At 62.8% G+C, this 26,197-nt stretch carries 23 protein-coding genes and 1 tRNA gene; 8 read left to right on the top strand and 16 right to left on the bottom strand.

Going from position 1 to position 26,197, the window contains the following annotated elements:
- Positions 1 to 3 precede the first annotated feature (3 nt).
- The gene (locus H7C86_RS01730) at positions 4 to 1,383 is read right to left on the bottom strand and encodes an LLM class flavin-dependent oxidoreductase (RefSeq protein WP_182261058.1); all 1,380 of its coding nucleotides are present in this window, start codon (positions 1,381 to 1,383) and stop codon (positions 4 to 6) included.
- A 242-nt stretch (positions 1,384 to 1,625) separates the two neighbouring features.
- On the opposite strand from H7C86_RS01730, the gene H7C86_RS01735 reads away from it, so the two are divergent.
- From H7C86_RS01735 to H7C86_RS01745, 3 genes are all read left to right on the top strand, one after another.
- Positions 1,626 to 1,701 (top strand) — tRNA-Arg (locus H7C86_RS01735).
- A 67-nt stretch (positions 1,702 to 1,768) separates the two neighbouring features.
- Positions 1,769 to 2,650 (top strand): glycosyltransferase family 2 protein, encoded by an 882-nt coding sequence (locus tag H7C86_RS01740; RefSeq protein WP_182260993.1) that lies wholly within the window; start codon positions 1,769 to 1,771, stop codon positions 2,648 to 2,650.
- A gap of 79 nt (positions 2,651 to 2,729) precedes the next feature.
- Positions 2,730 to 3,692, top strand: coding sequence for a formylglycine-generating enzyme family protein (locus tag H7C86_RS01745; protein ID WP_182260994.1), 963 nt, complete (start codon positions 2,730 to 2,732; stop codon positions 3,690 to 3,692).
- Between the two features lies 1 nt (position 3,693).
- Here the strand turns inward: H7C86_RS01745 and H7C86_RS01750 are convergent, their stop codons facing one another.
- The gene (locus H7C86_RS01750) at positions 3,694 to 4,611 is read right to left on the bottom strand and encodes a TauD/TfdA family dioxygenase (RefSeq protein WP_029255969.1); all 918 of its coding nucleotides are present in this window, start codon (positions 4,609 to 4,611) and stop codon (positions 3,694 to 3,696) included.
- A 35-nt stretch (positions 4,612 to 4,646) separates the two neighbouring features.
- Positions 4,647 to 5,315 carry a TetR family transcriptional regulator gene (locus H7C86_RS01755; RefSeq protein WP_021332258.1) on the bottom strand — a complete coding sequence of 223 codons (669 nt, stop codon included), beginning with the start codon at positions 5,313 to 5,315 and terminating at the stop codon, positions 4,647 to 4,649.
- A 204-nt stretch (positions 5,316 to 5,519) separates the two neighbouring features.
- Here H7C86_RS01755 and H7C86_RS01760 point away from each other — a divergent pair, with 204 nt between their 5' ends.
- Positions 5,520 to 7,856 (top strand): arylsulfatase, encoded by a 2,337-nt coding sequence (locus H7C86_RS01760; RefSeq protein ID WP_042952632.1) that lies wholly within the window; start codon positions 5,520 to 5,522, stop codon positions 7,854 to 7,856.
- A gap of 73 nt (positions 7,857 to 7,929) precedes the next feature.
- Here H7C86_RS01760 and H7C86_RS01765 read toward each other — a convergent pair whose 3' ends face one another.
- From H7C86_RS01765 to H7C86_RS01780, 4 genes are all read right to left on the bottom strand, one after another.
- On the bottom strand, positions 7,930 to 9,432 hold the full coding sequence (locus tag H7C86_RS01765) for a DUF4153 domain-containing protein (RefSeq protein ID WP_259349018.1): 1,503 nt from the start codon (positions 9,430 to 9,432) through the stop codon (positions 7,930 to 7,932).
- A 108-nt stretch (positions 9,433 to 9,540) separates the two neighbouring features.
- Complete coding sequence (locus H7C86_RS01770) at positions 9,541 to 10,536, bottom strand: HAMP domain-containing sensor histidine kinase (RefSeq protein ID WP_020908707.1); 996 nt, start codon at positions 10,534 to 10,536, stop codon at positions 9,541 to 9,543.
- Positions 10,533 to 11,219: a response regulator transcription factor gene (locus tag H7C86_RS01775; protein WP_020908708.1), complete on the bottom strand. Its 687-nt coding sequence runs from the start codon at positions 11,217 to 11,219 to the stop codon at positions 10,533 to 10,535. Before H7C86_RS01775 ends, H7C86_RS01770 begins: the two co-directional genes overlap by 4 nt.
- Before the next feature lie 65 nt (positions 11,220 to 11,284).
- Positions 11,285 to 11,818 (bottom strand): NlpC/P60 family protein, encoded by a 534-nt coding sequence (locus H7C86_RS01780; protein WP_029255974.1) that lies wholly within the window; start codon positions 11,816 to 11,818, stop codon positions 11,285 to 11,287.
- A gap of 250 nt (positions 11,819 to 12,068) precedes the next feature.
- Here H7C86_RS01780 and H7C86_RS01785 point away from each other — a divergent pair, with 250 nt between their 5' ends.
- Positions 12,069 to 13,136, top strand: coding sequence for a serine hydrolase (locus tag H7C86_RS01785; RefSeq protein WP_182260996.1), 1,068 nt, complete (start codon positions 12,069 to 12,071; stop codon positions 13,134 to 13,136).
- A 5-nt stretch (positions 13,137 to 13,141) separates the two neighbouring features.
- On the opposite strand, the gene H7C86_RS01790 is transcribed toward H7C86_RS01785, so the two are convergent.
- The gene (locus tag H7C86_RS01790) at positions 13,142 to 14,365 is read right to left on the bottom strand and encodes an erythromycin esterase family protein (RefSeq protein ID WP_182260997.1); all 1,224 of its coding nucleotides are present in this window, start codon (positions 14,363 to 14,365) and stop codon (positions 13,142 to 13,144) included.
- Positions 14,366 to 14,472: 107 nt separating this feature from the next.
- Between H7C86_RS01790 and H7C86_RS01795 the strand changes: the two genes are divergently transcribed.
- The gene (locus H7C86_RS01795) at positions 14,473 to 15,168 is read left to right on the top strand and encodes a MerR family transcriptional regulator (RefSeq protein ID WP_182260998.1); all 696 of its coding nucleotides are present in this window, start codon (positions 14,473 to 14,475) and stop codon (positions 15,166 to 15,168) included.
- A gap of 21 nt (positions 15,169 to 15,189) precedes the next feature.
- Here H7C86_RS01795 and H7C86_RS01800 read toward each other — a convergent pair whose 3' ends face one another.
- Complete coding sequence (locus H7C86_RS01800) at positions 15,190 to 17,466, bottom strand: ATP-dependent DNA ligase (RefSeq protein ID WP_182260999.1); 2,277 nt, start codon at positions 17,464 to 17,466, stop codon at positions 15,190 to 15,192.
- Between the two features lie 115 nt (positions 17,467 to 17,581).
- Here H7C86_RS01800 and H7C86_RS01805 point away from each other — a divergent pair, with 115 nt between their 5' ends.
- Positions 17,582 to 17,854, top strand: coding sequence for a WhiB family transcriptional regulator (locus tag H7C86_RS01805; RefSeq protein WP_019744832.1), 273 nt, complete (start codon positions 17,582 to 17,584; stop codon positions 17,852 to 17,854).
- Between the two features lie 65 nt (positions 17,855 to 17,919).
- A complete protein-coding gene (locus H7C86_RS01810) occupies positions 17,920 to 18,825 on the top strand; it encodes a transporter substrate-binding domain-containing protein (RefSeq protein ID WP_020970424.1) in 906 nt (301 codons plus the stop codon).
- A gap of 1 nt (position 18,826) precedes the next feature.
- Here H7C86_RS01810 and H7C86_RS01815 read toward each other — a convergent pair whose 3' ends face one another.
- From H7C86_RS01815 to H7C86_RS01845, 7 genes are all read right to left on the bottom strand, one after another.
- The gene (locus H7C86_RS01815) at positions 18,827 to 20,482 is read right to left on the bottom strand and encodes a substrate-binding domain-containing protein (RefSeq protein ID WP_182261000.1); all 1,656 of its coding nucleotides are present in this window, start codon (positions 20,480 to 20,482) and stop codon (positions 18,827 to 18,829) included.
- 120 nt (positions 20,483 to 20,602) lie between these two features.
- Entirely contained in the window at positions 20,603 to 21,034 is a 432-nt protein-coding gene (locus H7C86_RS01820; RefSeq protein WP_003939735.1) for an SRPBCC family protein, read from the bottom strand.
- Between the two features lie 73 nt (positions 21,035 to 21,107).
- Positions 21,108 to 22,745, bottom strand: a complete 1,638-nt coding sequence (locus H7C86_RS01825) for a cation acetate symporter (protein ID WP_003939876.1) — start codon at positions 22,743 to 22,745, stop codon at positions 21,108 to 21,110.
- Entirely contained in the window at positions 22,742 to 23,104 is a 363-nt protein-coding gene (locus H7C86_RS01830; RefSeq protein WP_182261001.1) for a DUF485 domain-containing protein, read from the bottom strand. The genes H7C86_RS01825 and H7C86_RS01830 overlap by 4 nt, the downstream gene beginning before the upstream one ends.
- Positions 23,105 to 23,266: 162 nt before the next feature.
- Positions 23,267 to 25,018: a cation acetate symporter gene (locus H7C86_RS01835; RefSeq protein ID WP_020970427.1), complete on the bottom strand. Its 1,752-nt coding sequence runs from the start codon at positions 25,016 to 25,018 to the stop codon at positions 23,267 to 23,269.
- A gap of 10 nt (positions 25,019 to 25,028) precedes the next feature.
- A complete protein-coding gene (locus tag H7C86_RS01840) occupies positions 25,029 to 25,400 on the bottom strand; it encodes a membrane protein (protein ID WP_003939880.1) in 372 nt (123 codons plus the stop codon).
- Positions 25,397 to 26,188, bottom strand: a complete 792-nt coding sequence (locus tag H7C86_RS01845; protein ID WP_021332251.1) for a LytTR family DNA-binding domain-containing protein — start codon at positions 26,186 to 26,188, stop codon at positions 25,397 to 25,399. Before H7C86_RS01845 ends, H7C86_RS01840 begins: the two co-directional genes overlap by 4 nt.
- Positions 26,189 to 26,197 lie beyond the last annotated feature (9 nt).

Consider the following 26,197-nt stretch of genomic DNA (forward strand, 5'->3'; position numbering starts at 1 on the left):
CACTCAGCCGGCAGTGCGGATCCGGTCGAAGCTCCGGCCTCGGTGTTCGAGCGGCAGCCTGTCCCCTCGCCCGAACAATTTGTTGCGCAGCGTCCCCGCTTCGTAGTCGCTCTGGTAGGCGCCCCTCCTCGTCAGCTCCGGAATCACATGCTCCACAATGTCTTCGAAGGTTCCAGGAGTCACCGCGTACGCGAGATTGAAACCGTCGACGTCGGTCTCGGCGACCCACTCCTGCAACTCGTCGGCGACCTCCTCGCCGGAACCGACGACGATCGGGCCCAGCCCGCCGATACCCGCCCACTCCGCGATGTCTCCCACCGTCCACTCGCCGCCCTTCTCGTCCGCCTGACGAAACGATGCGACCGCGGATTGAATGGCGTTGCTCTCGACGTTCCCGATCGGCTCGTCCGCTCGGTATCCGGAGAGATCAATTCCCATCCACCCCGAGGTGAAAACGAGTGCGCCTTCACTACTCGCGTAGCTGCGGTAGTCCTCGAGCTTCGCCTGGGCCAACTCGGGGGTTCGGTCGGTGATGATCGTCAACAGTGTGAAGATGCGGGCCGAGTACGGATCGCGCCCGACCTTCGTCAGTTCGTTTCGGATTCGGGCAACGGTGTCTTTGAGAATCGCCTTTGTCGGTGCACCCACAAAGATCGCCTCGGCATTCTCGGCGGCGAACCGAACCCCGCGTGGCGACGCGCCGGCCTGGAAGATGACCGGCGTCCGCTGCGGAGAAGGTTCGGAGATGTGGATGCCCGGAACCGTGAAGTGCTTGCCTTCGTGCTCGATCGGATGAACCTTGGAGGGGTCCGTGTAGACCCCGGTGGTTCTGTCACGCACCACCGCGTCGTCTTCCCACGACGTTTCCCACAACTTGTAGAGAACTTCGAGGTACTCGTCCGCGTGGTCGTAGCGATCGTCGTGCTGGAGTTGGTCGTCCTCGCCCATGTTCCGTGCGGCCGACGGGAGGTATCCGGTGACCACGTTCCACCCGATTCGCCCGTTCGTCAGGTGGTCGAGGGTGCTCAAGCGCCGAGCGAACGGGTACGGATGCTCGAAAGCTGTACCTGCGGTGATACCGAAGCCCAAGTGCTCGGTCACGGCCGCCATCGCCGAGGCCAGCAGTAGCGGGTCCGAGACCGGTACCTGCGCGCCCTGCCGCAGCGCTGCGTCGTGATTGCCGCCGTACACGTCGTACGTTCCCAACACGTCGGCCAGGAACAGCCCGTCGAATCGTCCACGCTCGAGGAGTTTCGCCAATTCCGTCCAGTACCTCAGATCCGTGTACCTGGACGACTGGTCCTCCGGGTGGCGCCACAGACCTGGCGATTGGTGGGCGACGCAGTTCATGGCAAAGGCGTTGAAGCGGATTCTGCGGGTCATTCCCGCACCATGCCGTGCCTGCACCGCAGTGACCACCATTGCGATCAGTGCGATCGGTTCGGCTCCTGCTTGCACCCGGCGATACCGTCGACTTCGCGACCTCGTCGGCGGGCCGCTACACTGACTAGCGCAGCTGTGACGCCCGAGGCTTCGTGCCGACAGGTCGAGCGGATGCAACAGCAGTATCGGGAAGCGAAAACCCCGGCAGCACAGGGTTTTCAGCACTTGTCGGTACGCTCCCCGCCCTCGTAGCTCAGGGGATAGAGCATTCCTCTCCTAAAGGAAGGGTCGCAGGTTCGAATCCTGCCGAGGGCACCACACCGGTTTTCGGCCTTACGGCGCGCTCCGATTGCAAGAATTCGGACAGTCCACTAGGTTTCGGAAAGTGTCGCCCCAACTCGTTTCAGTAGTTATCCCGACCTACAACGCAATCGACACTCTCGATGCGCAGTTGCAAGCATTGGCTGCGCAAGATTATCCGAACCCGTTCGAGGTCATCGTCAGCGACAACGGTTCGACGGACCACCTCGAGGAATTTGTGGCATCACATCCATTGACAGATCATCTCGATCTCAAATGGGTATCCGCGGCGAGTGTGCAGGGCGCATCGCATGCAAGAAATGTGGGCGTCGACAACGCGCGTGGCGATTTCATCGCCTTCTGTGACGCTGACGACACGGTCCATCGCGATTGGCTGACGGGTCTGACCGAAATAGCTGCTCGATACGATCTCGTGGGTACCGCTGTCGAGACGGACTCGCTCAACGATGAAAAGACCCGAGAAGCAGCTGGGATCGCATCCGCGTCCAGCCAAGGCCAGTCGATGTTTCTACCCTACGTCAGCGGCGCCAGCATGGGGTGCAGCAAGTCTGCCTACTTGTCCGTCGGTGGGATGGACGAATCACTCTCCGCCAGTGAGGACCTCGAATTCTCCTGGAGGATGCAACAGGCGGGCCTGAGCCTCGGCTACGTCCAGAAGCCCCTCGTGTCGTATCGACTTCGGTCCGGCGTCAAGAGCGCATTCCGTCAAGCATTCAAACTCGGCGCCGGCTCCGCACGCGTGTGCTCGATGTATCGCGCCGCGGGTTGCCCCCGGATACGGATCAGGGACAGCCTTGGACCGCTTCTGGTTCTGTCTGTCGCGAATCCCGTCTTCCTCAAGCCGCTGTCACGGAATTCTGGCCAGTATTGGGCTCGCCAGGTCGGTGCACATCTAGGACTGATCTACGGAGGGCTGCGGCACGGGGCCTTTCGGCGCTCCGGGTAAATGTCCTTCGTGTAATTGTTGAGGGCACTCGGTGGGACTCTCCCCGCATCGGCGTGACCAACGTGCCATTCTTGAATTCATGACGACGCCCCACTCCACGGCAACTCCCCCGAAGAACATGTCTTTGATCCCGGGTGGGACGTACTGGATGGGCTCCGAAGACTTCTATCCGGAAGAACGCCCAGTTCACCAGGTCACCGTCGACGGATTCTGGATGGACACGACGGCGGTGACAGTCGCCGAGTTCCGACGCTTCGTGAAGGCAACCGGCCACGTCACCACTGCTGAAATCGCCCCGGATGCCGCCGACTATCCCGACGCCGATCCAGCCCTCCTCGTCCCGGGATCGTTGGTCTTCACTTCACCACCCGGCCCGGTCTCACTCGACGACTACACCCAGTGGTGGTCGTTCACCCCCGGCGCCGATTGGCGCCATCCCGAGGGCGCCGACAGCAACATCGGGGGACGTGAACGGCACCCCGTCACCCACGTGTCGTACTTCGACGCCCAGGCCTACGCCGCGTGGGCCGGCAAGGAACTCCCGACCGAGGCCGAGTGGGAGTTTGCCGCCCGCGGCGGACTCGATCGCCAGGCCTACGTGTGGGGCGATCACGACTCTCCGGGCGGGCGGCCCGGTGGCAACGTATGGCAGGGCCAGTTCCCCTGGGAGAACCTGCTCGAGGACGGGTACGAGCGCACCGCTCCGGTCGGAAAGTTCCGGCCCAACGGCTACGGACTGCTCGACATGGCCGGGAACGTGTGGGAATGGACGGCCGATCACTACACGTCCGACCACGCCCACAGTTCCAAGAACGTCGCGCCGGTCTCGTCGTGCTGCATTCCTCGCAATCCCCGCGCGGAGTTCGCCACCGAGGCCTTGGCCGGCGAACCCTACGCACGACGGGTGATCAAAGGCGGCTCACATCTGTGTGCACCGAACTACTGCTTGCGATATCGCCCCGCCGCGCGGCAGGGCGAATCCGAGGAGTCCTCGACCTGCCACGTCGGCTTCCGGTGCATCATCCGCATTCCGCAGGAGTAGATCAGAAGGGCCGGTCCCCCAGGATGGCCACCCGCTCCATGACGCGGCGATGAGGGAAGTAGTCGCTCGCAGCGTAGTGCTGGGTGGCCCGGTTGTCCCAGAAGGCAATGGAATTCGGCGCCCACTTGAAGCGGCACTGGAAGTCCGGGACCTTGACCTGCGCGAACAGCAGGTTGAGCAGATCGTTGCCTTCGACAGGATCCATATCCGGAATGTGGGTGGTGAAGAGGCTGTTGACGAACAGAGTCTTACGCCCGGTCTCCGGATGCTTACGCACCATCGGATGCAGAACCGGCGGGTACTGCTCCTTCATCTGCTCCAACTTCTCCGGACTCATGCCGCGTCCGAAGGACGGTACAAAATCGTGGATGGCGTCCTTGCCGTCGATCAAGTCCTTGATCTCGTCGGGGAGGCAGTCGAAGGCGTTACCCATATCGGCCCAGAGCGTGTCACCACCGGCAGGCGGTACGTCGATCGCCCGAAGTACTGAACCGAGCGGCGGCGTCTTCGTCCAGGTGACGTCGACGTGCCAGATGTTCTCGGTTCCTGGACTGTCCTCTCCGCGTTCGAATCTGACGACTGCCGGAACCTCTCCCTGCGGGAGAAGTGGATGAACCTCGAGTTCACCCCAATGGGCCGCGAAGTCACGATGATTCAAGCTCGAAATCGGCTGGTCCCGAAAGAACACGACCTTCCATTCGAGGAGGGCCCGGCGCACGTCCTCGATCTGCTCCTCCGACGGATCACGCAAGTCGATATCGCTGATCTCGGCACCGATGAACGGTGTGACGGGTGTCAGAGTGAACCGCTCGTACGGCCTCGATTCAACGCCTTCCGGATTGCGCCTCATTCCGCGTGGTCCGAATTCGATTGTGTGATTGCCGATTTGGACTGTTCGTGATGATGTAAGGGTAGCCATCGAATGACTCCGTCCTGTCGTGTCGTGTCGCGGGGTCACACGTCAGTCGACGCGTGCACCCGCTTTGCTCGTGTGCGTTTGTGTGCGCTTTGGGGCGCGGTCAGTGCTCCTACCGCGAGATCGACCAGATGATCCACCGTCGTATCGAAATCTGCCTGCACAACGGGGTTTTCGTCTTCGCGGCGCTGCTCGAAGATGGCCAGAGCAGAGACGCTCATGTTGAACGTCAGATCGATCCGTTCAACCGCGACGCGGCGGGGCAGATGCGGCAATGCCCGCGTCAACCTGCCGACAACCTCGTTGATTCCTTCACTGACCTCGCGAAACTCAGCACTCTGTGTATCCACTGACGGTGAAATTCTCGCGATGAACCGCGCATAGTTGGACCCGTCGACCGTCGCCATGAAATCGGCCAGCGGGTACAGGAAGGCTTCGACCAAAGCACGGACCAGATCGGTCCGCCCACTGGCGTCGACGTCGTCGAGATACGTCAGTCGCGCTGCATTGATCTGATCCATCCGATGCCGGAATACGGCCAGCACCAGACCGTCTCGCCCACCGAAGTGATACTGAACTGCAGAGTTGTTGCGCTGCCCGGCCGCAGTCGCCACGTCCCGCATGGACACTTCGTGAATACCGTGCTCGGCGAACATCCGCTCGGCGACGGCGATCATGGCGTTCTTGGCATCCAACGAGGCGGGCATATACCGACCATATAAGTCACTGACTTAATTCCGCAAGACCCACCCCTGTGCGCGGTTAGGGAGTGCAGGGACTCCTTAACCACTCACAGGGGTGATTGTCCCAGTCAGCGAGACCGAGACTGCTAGTGAAGTCGTGACCGTTACGCTCCAGATTAAGACGACTGCTTAATCGACCCGGTTTTGCATACGCCAAGGAGCCTGCTGGTGAATCGCCATTCCATCCCGATCATTCCCGAGACGCCGAACGTCGCGGCCGCCGTGTACTACCCCGATCAGAATCCCCCGTACACCCGCCCGGAACCGCTTCGCCCGCCGGCCGGGGCCCCGAACGTGCTGCTGATCATGATCGACGACGTCGGATTCGGCGCACCCTCCGCGTTCGGTGGCCCGTGCCGCACCCCCACCGCCGAGCGTTTGGCCGAAACCGGCGTGAAATACAGCCGATTCCACACCACGGCTCTGTGCTCGCCGACGCGTGCCGCCACACTGACCGGGCGCAACCACCACAGTGTCGGTATGGGTGTCATCTCCGAAATGGCCAACGCGGCACCGGGATACAACGGGACCCGCCCCGCCTCTGCCGCCACGGTCGCACGCGTCCTGCAGGGAAACGGCTATGCGACGGGCGCTTTCGGCAAGATGCACCAGACCCCGACGTGGGAGACCACCGCTGCCGGGCCGTTCGATCGGTGGCCGGTCCGTGAGGGTTTCGACAAATTCTACGGTTTTCTCGGTGCCGAGTCCGATCAGTTCACCCCGGTTCTCTACGAGGACTTCACGATGGTCGACTTACCCAAGACGCCACAGGAGGGTTACCACCTGTCCGAAGATCTCGTCGACCACGCGATCGAATGGGTCGAGGGCGTCAACACGATGGACCCGGACAAGCCGTGGTTCTGCTACCTCCCCTTCGGCGCGTGCCACGCTCCACTTCAGGTCCCGGACCGCTACCTGGACAAGTACGTCGGCGAATTCGATCACGGGTGGGATCGCCAACGTGAGATCACCCTCCACAAGCAGAAGGAACTGGGCGTCGTCGCTCCTGACACCGAGTTGGCCCCGTGGGCTCCGGGGCTCCCACACTGGGACGAACTCGACGACGACCAGAAGAAGGTCTCGGCCCGTTTGATGGAGTTGTACGCGGCATTTCTCGAGCACACCGACGACGAGGTAGGCAGGCTCGTCGACCGGTTGCAGGAAATGGGTGTACTCGACAACACTCTGGTGCTCTACATGATGGGTGACAACGGCGCCTCCGCCGAGGGCGGCATGGAGGGCTCGTTCAACTACCTCGCCGGCCTCAACGGTTACAAGAGTGCGACATCCGACGTACTGGCGCGCTACGACGAATTGGGGACCGAAACCAGCTACCCGCACTATCCGGCGTCGTGGGCTCTGGCTCTCGACACCCCGTACCAGTGGGCCAAGCAGGTTGCGTCCCACTACGGCGGTACCCGAAACGGTCTGATCGCCCACTGGCCCAAGGGGATCGACAAGCCAGGCATCAGGGAGCAATGGCATCACTGCGTCGACATCACGCCGACAATCCTGGAAGCTGCCGGCATTCCGGCACCGACCAGCGTCGACGGGGTCACCCAGAAACCGATGGAAGGCGTGGCGATGAACTACACCTTCGCCGAGCCCGACGCCGAAGAGCGCCACACCACACAGTATTTCGAGATCTTCGGCAACCGCGGAATCTACGATCACGGTTGGACCGCAGTCACGGCCCACCGCGCACCCTGGCTGATGGCCACTCACGGCCTCGAGCTCACACCGATGAGCGAAGACCGTTGGGAGCTGTACGACACCTCGGTCGACTGGTCGCAGGCCCGCGATCTCGCGGACGAGCATCCCGAGATCCTGGCCCGGCTCAAGGAAAAGTTCCTCGTCGAGGCGGCCAAATATCAGGTGTTGCCGCTGGACGACAGAACGGTCGGTCGCCACGCCACCGCGGAATCACGACCCCCGCATCCGATGATGGGCCGCAAGACCCTCACGCTGTACCCACACATGAACGGTCTGGTCGAGAAAGCCGCGCCGACGTTCTTCAACCGCTCGTACACGCTGACCGCGAGTCTGGGTAGCGTCGCCGACGGCATGCTGGTCAGCCTCGGTGGCCGGTTCGGCGGATTCGCTTTGTACATACTCGATTCCGTCCCCGTCTACTGCTACAACTTCAGCGGCGGTGGTCGGACCTTCGTGCGTGGGCGCAACCCGCTGGCACCCGATGCGCGCGAGGTGTCCGTCCACTTCGAGTACGACGGCGGCGGAATCGGCAAGGGTGGAACCGCCACCCTGAGCGTCGACGGCGAGGTGGTCTCCGAGGGCCGGATCGAGAAGACCACTCGGGCGATCTTCAGCATGAACGAACAGCTCGACGTCGGCATCAACCGGGGAAGCCCGGTCGCGGAAGAGTTAGCGGACAAGGGCACGTTCCGCTACGGCGGCAAACTCAACAGCGTGACGATCGACTTGCGCTCCACCCGCGACGTGGTGTCCGCGGAGGAACGGGAGAAAATCTCACTCGCCGTGCACTGATCGAACAGGCGACGCTCGCCGATTGTGCAGCCGCGCGCGATATCTGCCGTGCGGCTGCACAATCGCCCTGCGTCTATCCGACCGTGTACATCTGCAGGCACGGCCCCACCGGGCGAGCTTCCAGGATGTCGCGCGCCTTCTCACGCGCAGCGTTGAACTCCCAGGGCGCAGTGGTACCCGGCACTCCGAATCGATATCTGCTCAAGGCACATGAACGCTGCGGTTCCGGTATACGATCCAAGGCAGGTACCGCGTCGACAGAGAGCCCGTGCAAGTAGGAAACGTCGATGCTCTTGCCGCCCTCGAACCGCTCCACGTTCTTTTGCGCGATGTACGCATCGGGGTTGAACACCGCGAAGGCCAGCAGCGCGACGGCCGAAGTGGCGAGAACGGCTGTGGGCAGCCACTTCCCGGACATCCGAATACCTGCGACGAGCAACAACACGAACACGAAGCCCAGAAGCAGCTCTGTCGCGAAGACGCTGACCCGGAGCACCGTGAAACCGTACTGATTCTCGTACAACCACATCCGGTGCACAGCGGATGCCACGATCACCAGACTGAAGAGGCACAGTGCACCCAACAGTCCGCGGGCAAGACGCCTCGATCCAGCGTCGCGGCGGTCGATGTACCGCACTGCGACGGCGATGACGAGCAGCGTCAGCACGGTAACCGCCATGAGCTGCCAGAAACCCTCACGCGCGTAGTCCGCGTAGGTCAGTCCGTCGGTCACCTGTACGTGCTCGTCTCCCCCGAACAGCGTCTTCGTCTGTACTGCAACAAAACCGAGGAACAGCACGTTGAGCACTCCGAGCGGGACCGCCCACTCCCACATCGGCAACGGCGTCGCCGGCGCAGGTGCAAACGCGTCCACCGTCGGCGTTCTGCGACGCAGGTACACCGCAACCAGCGTGCCGAACGCCATCACGACGCCGGCAAAGATCCGTGCTCCCGGGTTCGACACCGAGATGGCAGGAGCGAAGCCGCCGAAGATCTTCGCGAACTCCGGATCCGCACTCACGAACAAAGATCCGAAAATCAGCAGGAGAAGAATCGACACTGCGCTCACGACGACAACTCGCGCCGCCGGCACCCGCGGAGCGGAGCGGGTAGCAAGTTTTCGACGACGAACGAAGTTGACCGTACGGTGGGGTGCCCGCCAGGGAGCGACCGTTCCCAGAAGTATTCCGGTCCACGTCCGCCCGCCGATCAGAGTCCACGTGAACAGAACCCACGCAGCTACGACGCAGAGGAACACCAACCACTCCGCACCCCGAACGGCGGCAACGCCCAGAAGTGCGAGCATCCCCATCGCGGCGGCCCACTGCGTCGTAGACATCCGCGGCGGCGTCAGAATCCCGAACACGATCACCACGCCGACACCGACGATCACGTACGCGATACTCACGAACCCTGGATCGAGGATCAGGGCCGCCAGCGCCCCAACGCCGCTCGCGCCGACGAGCATCGAGCGGGTGGCCATCGACGAGCGATCGGGACGCCAGAACTGGCTGGGTCGCTTGGGTTTTGCAACCGGTATCGGCGCTTTCGGCGGAATGACTATTGGAGCGCTCATGTGATCTCCCATGTTTCGGGTTCAAATTTCGGGTTCGGAACTACGGGCGAATGCCTGATGAAGGCATGCGCCATCGCGAGATCTCTCGATCTCGTTGGAAACTTTGATTCAGCTCTGCGGCAGCACTACTCGAATGCAGCAGCCCGACGGGGCATCGACGACGGCGATCCTGCCATCATGTAATTCGACCGCCCACTTCGCGATCGCGAGGCCGAGCCCGGTACCCCCGTCGGTCGATCCGCCGCGGATGAAGCGGTCGAACACTCGCTCACGGGCTTGTGGCTCGATGCCGGGGCCGTCGTCGTGGACATCGAGCACCAACTCCCCTGCACTGCCGGTACGTACTCGGATGACAACTTTCGTGTCGACGTTCCCGTGCTGAACCGCGTTGTCCACCAGGTTGGTCACCACCTGATGGAGGCGATCCGGATCGGCTACCACGGACAATTTCGGAGGCTTGACGTCTATCTCGATGTCGCCCGCACTCACACTCGACAGCTCACGTAGGAACGGCTCGACCTCGAAACGGCGGCGCTTCAACGGCATAGCGCCGCCCTCGAGTTTCGAGAGGTCGAGAAGGTCGGCCACCAGCGCTCCCAGTCGTTCCGTCTGCCGCAACGCCGATTTCATCATCGCCGGATCCGGTTCTTCGACACCGTCGACAACGTTTTCGAGCATGGCTTGCAAAGCGGTGATGGGCGTCCGTAATTCGTGGGAGACGTTGCCGATCAACTCGCGGCGGTACCGGTCGTCGGCCCCGAGGTCCTCGGCCATCCGATTGAACGCATGGGCGAGTTCGCCTACCTCGTCGCGGGAAGTCGCTCGTACCCGCCGCGAATAATCGCCGCGCGCCATCGCCTTCGCAGCGGCCGTCATCTCGCGAAGCGGTGACGTCATTCCGTGTGCGAGCACTTGTGTAACTCCGAGAGCGACAACCAGCGCCGTCAGGAGAGCAAAACGAAACGGTTGTTGCGACGTCAGCCAGAAACCGCCCGCGGCGAACAACAGCGCTGCGACAACTAGGAGGCCGACCTTCACTTTGAACGATCGCATCGGGTCCAGCGGCCGCGGCCACCGTGCAAAGAGTCGGTCGACGCCGCTCATCGCGGCACGTCCCAGGCGTACCCGACGCCGTGAACGGTCCGGATCACGGAAGGTCCGAGCTTGCGTCGTAGAGCCTTGACGTGGCTGTCGACGGTCCGACTACCCGCTCCCTCACCCCAGCCCCAGATCTCCTCGAGCAGCGACTCCCGCGGGATCGCCGCTCGCGGCCGCTCCGCCAGGTAGGCGATGAGATCGAATTCGGTGCGAGTCAGGTGGACTTCCTGCGTATCACGACGCACTCGACGTTCGGTCAGGTCGATCACGACGTCGCCGAACTCGAGCAAGTCGGCCACCGGGCGAGCAGCGTGCTCCGCACGATCAGCGCGCCGAAGCAATGCCTGAACACGGGCGACGAGGACACGCATGCTGAACGGCTTGCTCAGATAATCGTCGGCCCCGACGCCGAGACCGATCAGCATGTCGGTTTCATCGGCACGAGCGGTCAACATCAGCACGGGCACGGGGCGCACGGCCTGGATGCGGCGGCAAACTTCGAGGCCGTCGAATCCCGGCATCATCACGTCGAGCACCACTAGGTCGGCATCCATCTGCTCGCAGCGGGTCACAGCGCTGGGGCCGTCGAATGCCAACTCGACGTCGTAGCCCTCGGCACGCAGCCTCGCTGCGATGGACTCGCAGATACTGACCTCGTCGTCGACCACGAGCACTCTTCGCTGACTCATGGAACTGACTGTATTCGGCCCTCGTGGATGAACCTGGGAGGACTTGTGAAGGTTCTGTGCAGGTTCTAGAACCTGCGGATGTTGTTGATCGGCAGATCCGCCAGCGGCGTCAGTCCGGTCGGAACACCAACTCCGTAGGCGTTGAACACCATTCCGAATCCGGCGTAGATGCCGACGTGCGTCGCACCGGGGTAGAAGGTGATGACATCGCCGGGCGCGAGGGCCCACCGAGGAACCGGCTGTCCGACGTTGGCTTGCTGTTGGCTGGTCCGTGGCAGATTCACTCCTGCCTGCCGAAACGCCCATTGCACCAGCCCGGAGCAGTCCCACGAATTCGGCCCGACTCCACCCCATTGGTAGGGCTTTCCGGTCTGAGTGCTCGCTGCTGCCAGCGCGATCAGGCCTGCCGGACTCGGGATGGGGAGGGCGGCTGATCCACTGCTGATGCTTCCTGCGCTTCCCAGGCTGCCGGAGCTCCCGCTACTGCCGCCGCTGCCGAGGCTTCCCGGATCGGCCGAGGCGGGGGCAGCGGAGAGCAACAGGACACTTCCGGTCAGCAGAGCAGCGACCGTTCCCGTGCGGAGTGTCGACTTCTTCATGCATCCGTCCTTCGTGGGAGTCGTTTCGGCGCGCGGCAGCACACCTCGATAGCCGTGAACTGGTAAGACACGTGAAAACAAACACTTCGTTCGGATGTTAACGGCGTAGACGTGGTGTTCGGACAGGAATCATTGATCCCATTTGTCGGTTTTCGACAAACAGGCCTTACGTCCCGGCCTGGCAAAGATCAGGGAATGATCGGGGATTTCCTGGATCCGTCGGAGCCGGCGGATCCCTAGATTCGAAATCATGCGCTCATACCTCCTTGTCGCCGCGGTCATCATCGGAGCCACCACGGCGCTGATCGGTTGCTCGACGCTCCAGCGCGCAGTGGAGATTCAATCGGATCTCGACGGACTCACCAGGTCGGGTGTCGTCGGGTCGATCGCAACACTCGACGACGGCACCACGACGGCTGTCATGACCAGCGGCGTACCCAATCGGACCAACGGCGATTCGATCGGCAAGAATGATCGGGTCCGGATCGGAAGTGTGACAAAGACATTCACCGCTTCGCTCGTTCTGCAATTGGTCGCCGAAGGCAAGGTCGACCTCGACGCACCGATCGAGCAGTACCTCCCGGGCCTACTGCACGGCAGTGACATGGACGGCAGTGGCACAGACGGTAGCGCAATCACCGTGCGGCAACTGCTGCAACATCGCAGCGGCCTACCAGAGTTCGCCGGAGAACCCGGCGCCGACGAATGGATTGCCGCAAACGAGGACCGAACGCTGACGCCGTCCGCCGCGGTCGCCATCGCCCTCGGCAAACCGGCGCAATTCGTCCCCGGAACGTCGTTCGTCTACACCAACACCAACTACATCGTTCTCGGAATGCTCGTCGAATCGGTGACCGGCCGCAGCTACGCCGACGAACTTCAGTCTCGGATACTCGACCCGCTGGACCTGGAAGACACGTACCTCCCGGCGGCCGGTGAGCGCGATATCAGGGGCGATCACCTGACGGGCTATCAGGATCTCGATGGTGGCCTGACCGATGTTTCCCGCACGGAACCGTCGATCCCCTGGTCTGCCGGAGCGATGGTCTCGACGGGCACAGACCTGAACGCCTTCTGGCGCGCGCTACTCGACGGGCAGGTGGTGCCGGCCGAGCAGCTTGCCGAGATGACCACCCCTCAGGTCGGCGCCACCGAACTTCCCTGCGGCGTCACCTATACCGGCCACAGCGGTGGGATCTACGGGTACTACACGCTGTCCGGTGCGACGCCGGATCGTGCGTTCACCGTGACGCTGACGTCGACGCCGAAGGACCAGCCGGACACCGTCGCGATACTCTCGCACGCGCTCTGCCCCTGACGCTGTTACCAGTACTGATGACGCTGCCCGTCGGTATCCGCGACGAAGATGACCGCGTCGGCGCCGTCCAACTCCGACGGTTTCAGCGGCAGATGCCCTGGCAGGATCGCTTCTCCCGCGGTGATCGACGGGCCGAGCGCGGCTCGCAGGGCCGGAGTCGAGAACAGGGCACGCCGACCGGTCGCATCGGCCAACGCTCCCTGCAGAGTGCCCGGATCACTGTCGGGGTTGGCGTCGGTTGCCAAAAATACGTAACGCTCCCCGAGGACAAGTCCGACAAGTGAGCCGGCGCTCCCCCAACTGACCACGTTGCCGTTGACCGGCATGTCGGACGGCACTCGCAAGAGATGGGCATTGTGTGCGAACAGCAGGCTAGGCCCGCGTCGCTGCTCCTGGGCGACGAGGGCCAGCAGGTTCTCGGCCATCATCTCGGCACGCAGACTGAGCAGTGTTCCAATGCGATCAGGAGCGGAACTCGCCATCGCGGAGTGATAGCGCAAGAGCCCCAGAGCGGTGCGTGAATGTGCAAGGGCCAGATCGTACCCGGCCGGGTCGACGGGTCGCAGCACTGGTGCGGCGCGCCGCAGGACGCTGCCGAGGTCGTCCGCAATGATGCGCAGAGCGCGAGCATGATCGGAGTTGCCGACGGACGCAGCCGGATCGAACATCGCCGCCGGGTTGGTCCAGTCGGCGTCCTGCCCCAGTAAAAGGTCGGCGTCGTCGAGAGATTGTGGCCGCAACGCGGCGGGCAGGAAGTCACCTGCCGCAGACAGTGCGCGGCGCGGGCTCGGTGCACCGGAGTACTCCACCGGAGCGTCGAAGCCGTAGAAGCGAACTCGGTCAGCCGGAGCGCGGCCGTCGTTGTACTCGCGTAGCCATTCGACGAGTTCGCGGTTTCCCGGTACCGCACCGAATCCGTGGCTGAAGCCTGTGGCGAGCACCTTCTCGATGTCCGCCTCTCCCCCGTTCACGTACTCGTCGACAAGCAATGCCGCAAAGACATCTGTTTCGAGCACGATCGACCGATATCCTCGTTCGACCAGTTGGCCGAGAAGTTCGTTGCGCAGCAACGGAAAAGCCTTGATCCCATGAGTCGGCTCGCCGAGAGCGAGCAGAGCCGGCACCTCGGTTCGTGCTGCGAGCACTTCGTCGACGGCACGACCAAGACTTGCCGCGTCTTCGAGTTGGCGGCCGAGCTCACTCAGCGCTGGGGCAGTGGACATGATCATCCCTTTCGAAGGTGGACTGCCTTCGACAGTATCGTTGAAGATTCGGGTGAAACTTTTACAACAATTACCTGGGGTATACCGTGAAAAGCCTCAATCGGAGGTGATCAGTGCGGCCCATCGACCTTGCCCGTGAACACCGGTTGTCCGCACAGGCGATCCGCAATTACGACGACGCCGGCGTCCTTCCTCCGACCGATCGCAGCAACGCCGGCTACCGGCGATACACCCCAGTGCACGCGCAGGCCCTGCGAACTTTCCTCGCATTGCGCGGCGGTCACGGCCACCAGCGGGCCACGGAAATCATGCGTGCGACCAACCAGGGCGACACCGAGTCCGCCTACCGCCTGATCGACAGTGCACACGTGACACTGCTCGCCGAGCGAGGAACTCGCACCGAGGTAGCCGCAACGCTGGGGACTCTGTCCACCATGGCACCGGCGCTGGTCCACGGTCCAGCGCTGACAGTGGGTGAGCTCGCGCGCCGTCTCGGCGTTCACCCGGCGACACTGCGCACGTGGGAAGAGCACGGCATCCTGCACCCCGAGCGCGAACGAGCAACGGGTTATCGCGAATACGGTCCGGAGTGTGTGCGCGACGCCGAGATCGCGCGGCAGCTGCGGCGCGGCGGCTACCGACTGTCGCAAGTCGCCCAGTTTCTCGATTCGCTGCGCGAGGCCGGCGGAGCGGACTCATTGGCAGCGTTCCTCGAATCCTGGCAAGACCGGCTGGCCACACGCAGTCGCAACCTTCTCGCCGGCGCGGCTCAGCTCGATGCCTATCTCACGATGCTGGATCAGACCTAGCCGGGCCGTCGTCGACGCAACCTATTCTCGCCCTGTGACATCGCCCGGCTTCTTGTCCTCCCGCAGACCCCGCCAACTCGGATGGCGAAGGCGTCCGGTCCCCGTCCAATCCATGAACCGCGCCTCACCGACGAGTTCAGGCCTCACCCACACCGCACCCTTGCGGTCATCTGCTGGAAGTTCCTCCTCGAACGGACTTTCCTTCTGACGCAACGGTTCCAGCAACGCAAGCAGTGACTCCAATTCACGATCACTGAAGCCGGTACCGACGCGCCCCACGTAGGTCAATCCATCCTCACCCGGAATTCCCATGAGCAGCGCCCCGATCCCCTGCGCTCGATTGCCCTGCCCGGTGCGCCACCCACCGATCACCACCTCTTGGGTGCGCCAGTTCTTCACCTTGATCCAACTCGACCCACGCCGCCCCGGAAGGTACACCGATGCACGACGTTTGGCGACAACCCCTTCCCACCCGGCATCGGTACTCACCTCCAACGCGTTCTCCGCCGTGCCCTCGATCTGCGGTGGTACCTCGAGCTCACCGACCTTGTCCGCCAACGCATTCAACACGGTGCGGCGATCCGAATAGGACTTCCGCAGCAAAGACACTCCGTCGAGGTACAGAAGATCGAAGGCCAGGAACACCGGTTCCCCACCTCGCTGGAGGAGGCCGAAATCTGTAACTCCCGCGTCGTTGTACGCCACCACCTCACCGTCGAGAACCACGTCATGACCGTCCAGCACCTCGGCCAACCCGGCAAGAGCTGGATAGTCCCGGGTCTTGTCGTTACCCGCGCGACTGCGAAGCGACATTGTGCCCGAATGATATTCGAGAATCACTCGAATCCCGTCCCACTTTCCTTCGAAGGCCCACTCCTGCGGGTCGAGACCTTCGAGCGTTCCAGCGGTGGCAAGCATCGGCTCGAGATTCTTGGGAAACTCCGTTCCGAAACTCGCGTTCTGATCCTTCATCAGATGCATCAACCACTGATCACCCTTTGTCCGGATCAGCGCGAAGCGTCCCTGCACCCGCTCCCCACTCAAGCGCACGATCACCTCGTCTTCACGCCACTTCTCGGTCTCGTACGTCCCGGAATCCCAGATCGTCATCGAACCGCCGCCGTACTCCCCCTTCGGAATCGTGCCCGAGAATGTGGCGTATTCGAGCGGATGATCCTCGGTGTGCACGGCCAACCGATTTTCTCCGGCACTGGTCGGCACACCCTTCGGGACTGCCCAGGACACAAGCACACCATCCCGCTCGAGACGAACGTCGTAATGCAATCGTCTGGCGTGATGTTCTTGAATCACAAAGGTATTGCCCGCTGTCTCCTTGTCCACTGCAGCAGGGATCGGCTCCGGAGTCCGGTCGGCCGACCTCTTGTTGCGGTAGTGCGTCAACGTATCGGCTACAGACGCCGAGACCGGCGGATCCAGATCGCCCAGCAGATCACCGTCGGATTCGACGCGCTCCAGAACCTCGTCGAACAGCAGGTGACGCAGTTTCGGATCGTCGAGTTCGTCCCAACTGCGCGGCGCGGCAACATAGGGTTGATCGCGACCGCGCATCGAATACGGCGCAATGGTGGTCTTGGCTGCGTTGTTCTGACTCCAGTCAACGAAGATCTTGCCTGCCCGGACATTTCGCGCCATCGTCGCGGTGACGAGATCCGGGTGAAGCTTCTCGAGCCCGGTGGCGATCTGCTTGGCGACAGTCGACGCACCACTGCCGTCCAACGCTCGATCCAATGGAACGTAGAGGTGGATTCCCTTGCTACCACTGGTTACCGGATAGGCCGTCCACCCCAGAGTTGCGACCAGATCTCGAATCGACCTCGCCACCTCGGCGCACTCGGTCAATCCGACACCCTCACCCGGGTCGAGATCGAATACCAGTCGTGTCGCCGGACCACGCTCGGAACCGTCGAATCGCCATTGGGGAACGTGTAATTCGAGTGCCGCCTGTTGCCCCAGCCACGCCAGGGATGCAACGGAATCGAAAATCGGGTAAGTGACGACGCGATCAGAATGTTGCAGCGACGCACGCGTGAGCCACTGAGGGGCAGACGACGCCAGGTTCTTCTCGAAGAAGGACTGACCGTCCACACCGTTGGGCCAACGCTTACGAGTACCAGGTCTACCGACGACATGCGGAAGCATGACTGCGGCGATACGGGTGTAGTAGTCGATGACTTCGGCCTTCGTGGTGCCGCTCTCGGGGTAGAGGATCTTGCCCAGATTGGTCACGGACACGGTTGTGCCGTCGAGAGTGATCTGACCCCGATCCGTCGTTGCCATTTCCTCATTGTGCTGGATAGCGCTGCGTCTGGCAGTAGAAATCTGATGGATCGGAAACCTGCCGCTGCGCCAGGCCACGGGCAAGACTGGATTCTCGATGGGAGAGGAGACCACGATGACAGTTCGCAGTTCCGTGGAGCCGTTGGTGGACAACAACTGGCGGATGTTCGCCACCTGTAAAACAGTGGACCCGGCGGTGTTCTATTCGCCGGGTGAAGAGCGCGGACGCAATCGGGCTGCACGGGAGAGTTCCGCGAAGCAGGTGTGCTTCCGCTGCCCGGTCATTCGGGACTGCCTGACCTTTGCACTCGAGACCGCTGAACCGCACGGAGTCTGGGGTGGGACGACACCGTCGGAGCGCCTTGCACTGCGACGCTCAGCTGCGTGAACTCCGCTCACACGAGACCCCCGTCACGTCCAGACCGGACAAACAGGCAAGATGGCCTAGTGCCTATGACACGACGCGCAGTTGCCGTGACCGCGATCTTCGCTTCCTCGATCTTGTTGGGCTCGTGTTCGTCGCAGCCGGAGGCACCTGCGGCAGCAGATACCACCACCACGGTTCCCGAGGCGTTCACCAAACTTCCCTCGACGACCGCAGTGGACAAGTGCGGACCCCAGAGCGGGACCACCCTCGAAGACGGTGTCCTGACCATCGCCACTGACTCACCGGCGTACGCGCCGTGGTTCGTCGACAACGATCCGTCGAACGGCAAAGGCCTCGAGGGTGCGGTGGCCCGGGCGGTCGTCGACAAGCTCGGGTACAACACCGACCAGGTTCGCTTCACCACTGTCGCCTTCAACGACGCATTGAAACCAGGCCCCAAGGATTTCGACTTCGACGTCAATCAGTTCACGATTTCCGGGGATCGCCGCGCGAACGTCGACTTCAGCTCGCCGTATTACGCAGTGGCGCAGTCGGTGATCGCCTCACGCGGAAGCAAGGCCGCCGGTGCAAAGAATCTTGCGGATCTGGCCGGCTACCGTTTGGGCGCTCAGACCGGTTCCACCAGCCTCGCGGCGATCACCGACACGATTGTTCCGACCACTGCGCCACGCGAGTTCGCGACCACGGACGACGCGAAAGCTGCGCTGGCCGCGGGCGAGATCGACGCATTGGTCGTCGACATCCCGACCGGATTCCACATCACCGAGAACGAACTGCCCGGGTCGGTCATCGTGGGTCAGTTTCCGCGGCCCAACGCAGTCACCGAATTCTTCGGTTTGGTGCTCGAGAAGAACAGTCCGCTGACCGAGTGCGTCTCCGCGGCAGTCGATGCGCTCTACGCCGACGGAACCCTCGAGAAGCTCGCAACCGAATGGATTACCGACAGCGCCGACGCACCCGTTCTCGAGTAGTTCAGCCGGCGCGCCCACTGATCGCGCCGACGAAGACCTTCGGGATGTCTGCCGGTGTCGGAGCGAAGTGACTGTTACCGCCGGTGAGAGTCGAAATCTGCTCGAGCACATCGGTATCGGCATCATCGGTGACACCGATGGTGATGATCGGTACCGGCCGCGTCGGGTCCTGCTCGCGAGTCAGGGTGTCGAGAAGTTCCTGCAGGGCGATACCCGACGGATCGTCGTTGGCACCGTCGGTAAGCAGAATCACCGAATTGATCGAGGCCGGATCGTAGGACTGTTGCATGGACCGATACGCGGCGAGAACGCTGTCGTACAAACCTGTTCCGCCGCCGACGATCGAAGAGAGGTTGTCGATCCGAGACAGCAGTTTGCTCCGATGATCCGTGCCACCTTCAGTTGCATCCATACGGGCGACAGGTTCGAGTTCGCGGTAGTCCGTCCCGTCACCGAGGTCTACGGAGAACGCCCAGAGACCCAATTGTGCGTTGGCAGGAAACATTCGGATCGCGATGTCACCGGCCTGCGCCGTCGCGGCCATTCGAGTGACCCCGTCCTGCATGTAGTCCATGGACCCCGAGACGTCGACAACTGCCAGCGCGCGGGAAGGCCTGGACAGAATCTCGTACCGCGCAAGCGCTTTGGTGACCACGGACGGATCGGACGGCACCAGCGAGCCAACCTTTCCCACTCCACCGGCTACCGGTGGGGCCTGATCCGCGCCGCGGAACCCGAGGCCGGCAAGTACGGAACGTCCGGTGTCCGATGCCAGCGCTGCCGCCAGCAGTTTGCCGGCGTCGTCCGCCGCCGACGAGTCTGCACCCACGCTTGCCAACGGGTAGTCCATGAAGACCGAACCGGACGACGGTACCGACGCGGTGAGTCGACTGTCCGCATGTGCGGCGAGATAAGCCTCGAAGGTCTGCTCGGTAGTCACCGCGGTTCCACCGGACGCGTCCACGGTTTGGATGCGCCCGGTCGAACCGGTTTCCTTCAGATTTCCGTACTGCGCTTGTGCTACCGGGACCAGGGCTGCCGAGATGGATGTGAGGTCCCCGCCCCGCGACTGGGTCTCGGCAAAGGCCGCCACGATCGGCGCGCTGGAGACGGCACTGGTCAGGGGATCGCCGATGTGCAGCGATGGAGCGCCGAGGACATCCGTCCATGCGCCGGGTGCCTCGGCATCCGGCGCATGGACGGCGACAACCGGGGTGGAGGCGACCGAGTTACTGATCCGGCGAATCTCCTGCCCGCTCGCCGAAACCTTGTCCAGCCATTCGCTCGAATCAGGGATCCACAGTGCGGGCGCTGTACCGTCGGCGATCGCCGCGACGGTGAGCACGGGATCTTGCGGCCTCACGCTGAGCGAGCTGCATCCGAGATCCGCGGCGGGGATGGCAGCGGCGACAGCCTCGAGTCCCGAGGCGATCGACGGATCGGCCGCCACGGTCACGGTTTCCGGGTTGTCACAGTTGGTTGCCGTCGCAGCTGCAGCGGCGCCCGCACCGAGTTCTCCCTTGTCGCTGACGCTTTTGAACGTCACGGCGAATGCTGCGGTTCCACCGACTGCAACTACCGCCAAGAGTCCGATCAGAACCTGCACGGATCGAGGCATGGACGCAGGTGGTGCGCCGTACCCATGACGAGACGACATTGATCGAATCCTTTCCGGCGGGACCCGCATCAATAACCAACCGATGCCCGGTTTATCCCGCCGAAAAGAATCCTAACTCATGTTAGCGGTGAAGTAGCTATATGTGGAAATCTCTACAACCTAGGTGTAGATCTGGACAAACTGGGCCAGTGACTTCTCCACATCGCCTTTGAGCGCCCGCGCCACACTCGAACCGATCGGGCCGAACAAGGGCGCGCCGCCCAACTCGACTGTCAGCGCGAGTTCCGATCCGTCACCCTTTGCCTTCACGTCGAGTTCGAGACCGAGCTTGACCCCGCCCTTGCCGTCTCCCTTGAGCGAGATCGCCTTCGGGACGTCGTACTTCTTGATGGTCCACCGAACGCGGTTGCGCAGGCCTTTCACGGTCACGACCGAGCTGATCTCGGTGCCGACACCCAATTGCTCGGGAAGTTCACTGCGCCATCCGTCGTGAACCACGAGCCAGTTTTCGTAGCCGCTGAGATCGGAGGCCTTGTCCCACACTTCTTGAGGAGGAAGCGGAACGTCGATTTTCACTGTGAGCTTTGCCATGGCAGAACAATAAGCCCCGTGCGCCTTTTCCGTAACCAGAGGTACCAGAAAGACACACGGGGCTTTGCCCCTCTTAGTGGCTGACGGCCTTTTCGACGCCGACGCCGGTGAGGGAGCGAACTTCCATCTCCGCCTGCTTTGCCGGATCTTCGATCTTGTTGCGTCCGATGTACGTACCGACGATGCCGAGGACGAATGCCAGCGGGATCGAGACGATGCCGGGGTTCGAGAGCGGGAACCAGGCGAAGTCGGAGTTCGGGAACATCGACGACGGCTTGCCCGACACTGCCGGGGAGAACACGATCAGCGTCAAGCAGCTGACCAAACCGCCGTAGATGCTGAAGAGCGCACCGGTGGTGTTGAACTTCTTCCAGAACAGCGAGTACAGCAGGGTGGGTAGGTTCGCCGAGGCCGCCACTGCAAAGGCGAGGGCCACCAGGAAGGCGATGTTCTGCCCCATCGCCATGATGCCGAGAACGATGGAGACGAGTCCGATGACCACGACGGTGATTCGAGAAACTCGAACCTGCTGCTCCTCGGTTGCGTTGCCGCGCTTGATGACACTGGCGTAGATGTCGTGAGCGAACGACGCCGAAGCAGTGATCGCGAGACCGGCAACGACGGCGAGGATGGTCGCGAACGCCACCGCGGAGATGATGCCGAGGAAGATGGTGCCACCGAGCTCGAAGGCGAGCAACGGAGCGGCCGCGTTCTCTTTACCGGGTGCTGCCAAGATCTTGTCCGGTCCGACCATGCTGGCCGCGCCGTAACCGAGAACCAGTGTGAACAGGTAGAAGGCACCGATGAGCGCGATCGCCCAGGTCACCGAGCGGCGAGCTTCCTTGGCAGTGGGCACCGTGTAGAAGCGCATCAGCACGTGCGGCAGGCCCGCAGTGCCGAGCACCAAAGCGATTCCGAGAGAGATGAAGTCGAGCTTCGTCATTCCGGAAAGACCGTACTTGGCACCGGGTCCGAGGATGTCTCGTCCCTGCACACCCTTGGTGGTGGAACTGTTGACCATGTCCTGCGCATTGGCTAGCAACTGAGAGAAGTTGCCGCGCACTGCCCACAGAACGAGTACGAACATGATTCCGGCTCCGGCAACCAGCAGAACTGCCTTGACCATCTGTACGTAGGTGGTGCCCTTCATGCCGCCGACCAAGACGTACACGATCATCAGCACACCCACGATCGCGACGACGATCGACTGTCCCACCTTGCCGTCGATGTTGAGCAGCAGGGCGACAAGTCCGCCGGCGCCGGCCATCTGGGCAAGAAGGTAGAAGAGGGAAACGGCCAGGGTGGACAGGGCTGCCGCCATGCGCACCGGACGCTGCTTGAGCCTGAAGCTCAGGACGTCGGCCATCGTGAATCTGCCGGTGTTCCTGAGCAATTCGGCGACCAGGAGCAATGCAACCAACCAGGCGACAAGGAATCCGATGGAGTACAGAAATCCGTCGTAGCCGTACACGGCGATCGCACCTGCGATACCGAGGAACGATGCCGCCGAGAGATAGTCGCCGGCGATGGCGAACCCGTTCTGCGGGCCGGTGAACTGCCCACCGCCGGTGTAGAAGTCGGATGCCTTCTTGGTGGTCCGGCTGGCGCGGATGACCAGCGTCATGGTCACGACGACAAACGCGAGGAAGATCGCGATGTTGAAGGCGGGGTTTCCTACGTCCGTTCCGGACGCGGCGAGTGTGGTGATCACTGTGCGGGACCTTCCAGTTCTTCACGGATGGCGGCGGAGCGGGGATCGAGCTCACGACCGGCGAACTTCACGTACCACGCGGTGATGGCGAAGGTCGTGACGAACTGCCCGAGGCCGAGGAAGATGCCGAGATTGATGTTGCCGAGGACCTTGGTGGCCATGAAGTCGTGGGCATAGGTAGCCAGGACGACGTACACCGCATACCAGAGCAGGAAGAATGCAGTGATGGGGAAAACGAACTTGCGCAGACGCGTTCGGAGTTCCTGGAATTCGGGACTCGCTTGCATGTCTATGAATGCCTGGGCATCCGGGGTACGTCGCTCTTGCGGCGACCCCTCACTGATTTCTGCTGTGGACACTGCCGGCTCCTCGCCTCGCGTGTGAAGTGAACTACGCACAGACGTTAGTGAGATCGGAGTCACATGAAGATGCTGTGGCGCCAGTCACACGGTGAGCAGTCGCGCGCTGCGCCGAACGGTCAGGCAGGCGCGACCAACGGCAGAGGGTTCGGGCGGTGAAAGTCAGGGTTGGCGGAGATCGTCTTCGCGATCGGAGCCCATTCCGAGCCGTTCCGGGGCGTGCATCCGCGTGAAGATTCGCGCAATATCTGCCGGTATCTGCTTCGACGACACCTTGCTCACGACGATCATCGTGAGGAACGCCAGCGGCACGCTCACCGCGGCCGGGAACGCGAAAATGGCTGCCGGCCAGCCACCGAGGACGTCCTCCGACAAACCACCCAGGACGGCGACAGTGGCGGCAGTGCCCGCAACACATCCACCGACAACCATCCCCGCCCCCGCGCCGACGGCAGTCAGACCGCGCCACCAGATACCCAACACGAGCAGTGGGCAGAGCGTCGACGCGGCGACCGCGAACACCAACCCGACGGTTCTCGAGAGGTCGACCGACACCACCGCCAGCGACAGCACGAGCGGAACGAGCCCGGCCAGGAGCGCTGCAATACGGAAGTCTCGAACTCGTCCACGGAGAACATCGGTACTGACGACGCCCGCGATGCTGACGAGCAATCCGGACGACGTCGACAAGAAGGCGGCAATGGCACCGGACGCGACGAGGGCTGCCAGCAGTTGTCCGCCCCACCCCGAGAACACCGAGCCCGGCAGCAGCAGCACCGCCGCGTCGGAGGTGCCGGTGATCAGAAGTTGCGGAACGTACAGGCGAGCGAAGACGCCGAGGAGTGTCGGAAACAGGTAGAACACACTGACCAGACCGACAACTGCAAGCGAGGTCAGACGAGCGGCCCGGCCGTCGGGGTTGGTGTAGAACCGGACGAGAACGTGAGGCAGGCCGAGCGTTCCGAGGAAGGTCGCGAGCATCAGCGAGTACACCTGATACATCGGGTGCGGCCCACCGAAACCCCAACCCGGGGTGATCCAATCCGAGTTCTGCGCGGGCGCTCCGGCGACGACGGGAACCGCGGCTCCCGCGTCGAGAACCATGGACATGCCTTCACCGAGGGTGTGCTCCCCCGGGCCCAGTGTCACGGTTCCTTCGACCACTCGCCCGTCGACTGTGCCGCCGCTGACCGCCACCGGCTCGGATACCTGGACGACGACGTCGGTGGTGATGTCGACGGTCGTCGCAGTGGTGACCGTCGGCGGCATCGACGCGCCGACGTCATGATGATCGCCGAAGAAGTAGAAGGTCAGTGCCACAGCGGGAATCGCGACGGCAGTCAGTTTCAGCCAGTACTGGAAGGCCTGAACGAAGGTGATCGAGCGCATCCCGCCACCGACGACGTTGGCGATGACGATGACCCCGACCGCAACGCCGCCGATCCAGCTGGGAACCCCGAGCAGAATGTTGAGCGTCAGTCCCGCGCCTTGGAACTGTGGAATCAGATACAGGATGCACACCATCGCGACGACGAGCATTGCGAGCTTGCGCAATCGCGGTGAGCCGAGACGGAATTCGGCGAAATCGGGGACGGTATATGCACCGGAACGCCGAAGCGGTGCTGCGACGAACAGCAGCAGGGCGAGGTATCCGGCGGTGAATCCGATGGGATACCAGAGGGCGTCGGCGCCGTATTTCGCGACCAGCCCGGCCACGCCGAGAAACGAAGCAGCAGAGAGGTACTCACCGGAGATGGCCGTCGCATTCCACCGCGCGCTGACGGTTCTGGACGCGACGAGAAAGTCCGAGGTGGTACGAGCGAGCCGAACGCCGTAGATTCCGATAGCCACGGTTGCCACGGCCGCCGCAACGATGCCGAGCACCGTCAGCACCGGGATAGGTTGTCCTCCCACAGCGCCGCGCTCAGTCGTCCACGATGTCGTTGAAGTCCTGCTCGTTTCGCTCCGCACGACGCACGAACACCCAGCCTGTGGTCAACAGCAAGGGATACACGGCGCCGCCCATCACGAGCCACGGCAACCGGATGCCCAGGACTGCGACCTCCGACAGTGTCGGGAAGAGATGCGTCAGAAGCGGTACCGCACACAGGAGCCCGGCTGCGACGACGGCAAGGCGAATCGCCAGTCCCAACTGCGCGCGAACGAGACCGCGGATCATGGCGTCACCGACTTCGGTCTGTTCCTGCACCTCCACCCGCGTACGGACGATCCGTGCGCCACTACGTTGCGCCAACACAACGCGCTCACGCTGCGGAGGATCGGACTGCGACGTCACCGTGACAACCAGCTCTGCTTGGGCGCACGAACCAGTCGATCCTTGAGTTCGCGGGTGTGTCTGCGGCTGACCGGAAGTTCGACGGGAGGCTTGTCTCCGTGCGGGCGCAGACAGACCACCAATCCGCTGCCTACTGTGCGGATGCCGGTGACCAGCGCCAAAGACACCAGGTAGGAGCGGTGCACGCGCAAGAAGCCCGCGTCGGCCCAGCGTGATTCGAGTGTCGAGATCGGGATGCGTACCAGGTGCGACTTCCCGGCGGTGTGCAAACGCGCGTAGTCCCCGTCGGCTTCCACCCACTCCACCGAGGAGCGTTGAACGAGCGTCGTGACGCCGCCCAGTTCCACCGGGATCACCTCGTCGGTGGACGCAGATTCGGGCTTGTTCTCGCTCTTGGTGCGCCCGGCCAACCCCACGATCCGTTGAACGGCCTGAGCGAGACGCTCCTCTCGGAGCGGTTTGAGTAGGTAGTCGACGGCACCGAGGTCGAATGCATCAACCGCTCGATCGTCGTGCGCTGTCACGAACACCACGGGTGGTGGCGTCGCGAAATTGGAGAGGATGCCGGCCAGTTCGAGACCGTCGAGTCCGGGCATGTTGATGTCGAGAAATACCGCGTCGATGCTTCCACTGCGCAGTATCCGCAACGCAGTCGTCGCATCCGATGCCGTGTGAACGTGCGCCACCGAGTCCTCGGCGCGCAGCAAGAAGGCCAGCTCGTCGAGGGCTGGTTTCTCGTCGTCGACGGCAAGGACGGTCAGCTGGGCATCAGTGTCAGTCTCGTTCACAACAGGTCC

Origin of the sequence: Rhodococcus sp. UFZ-B548, from assembly GCF_903819475.1 — a bacterium.
Lineage (GTDB): Bacteria > Actinomycetota > Actinomycetes > Mycobacteriales > Mycobacteriaceae > Rhodococcus_F > Rhodococcus_F erythropolis.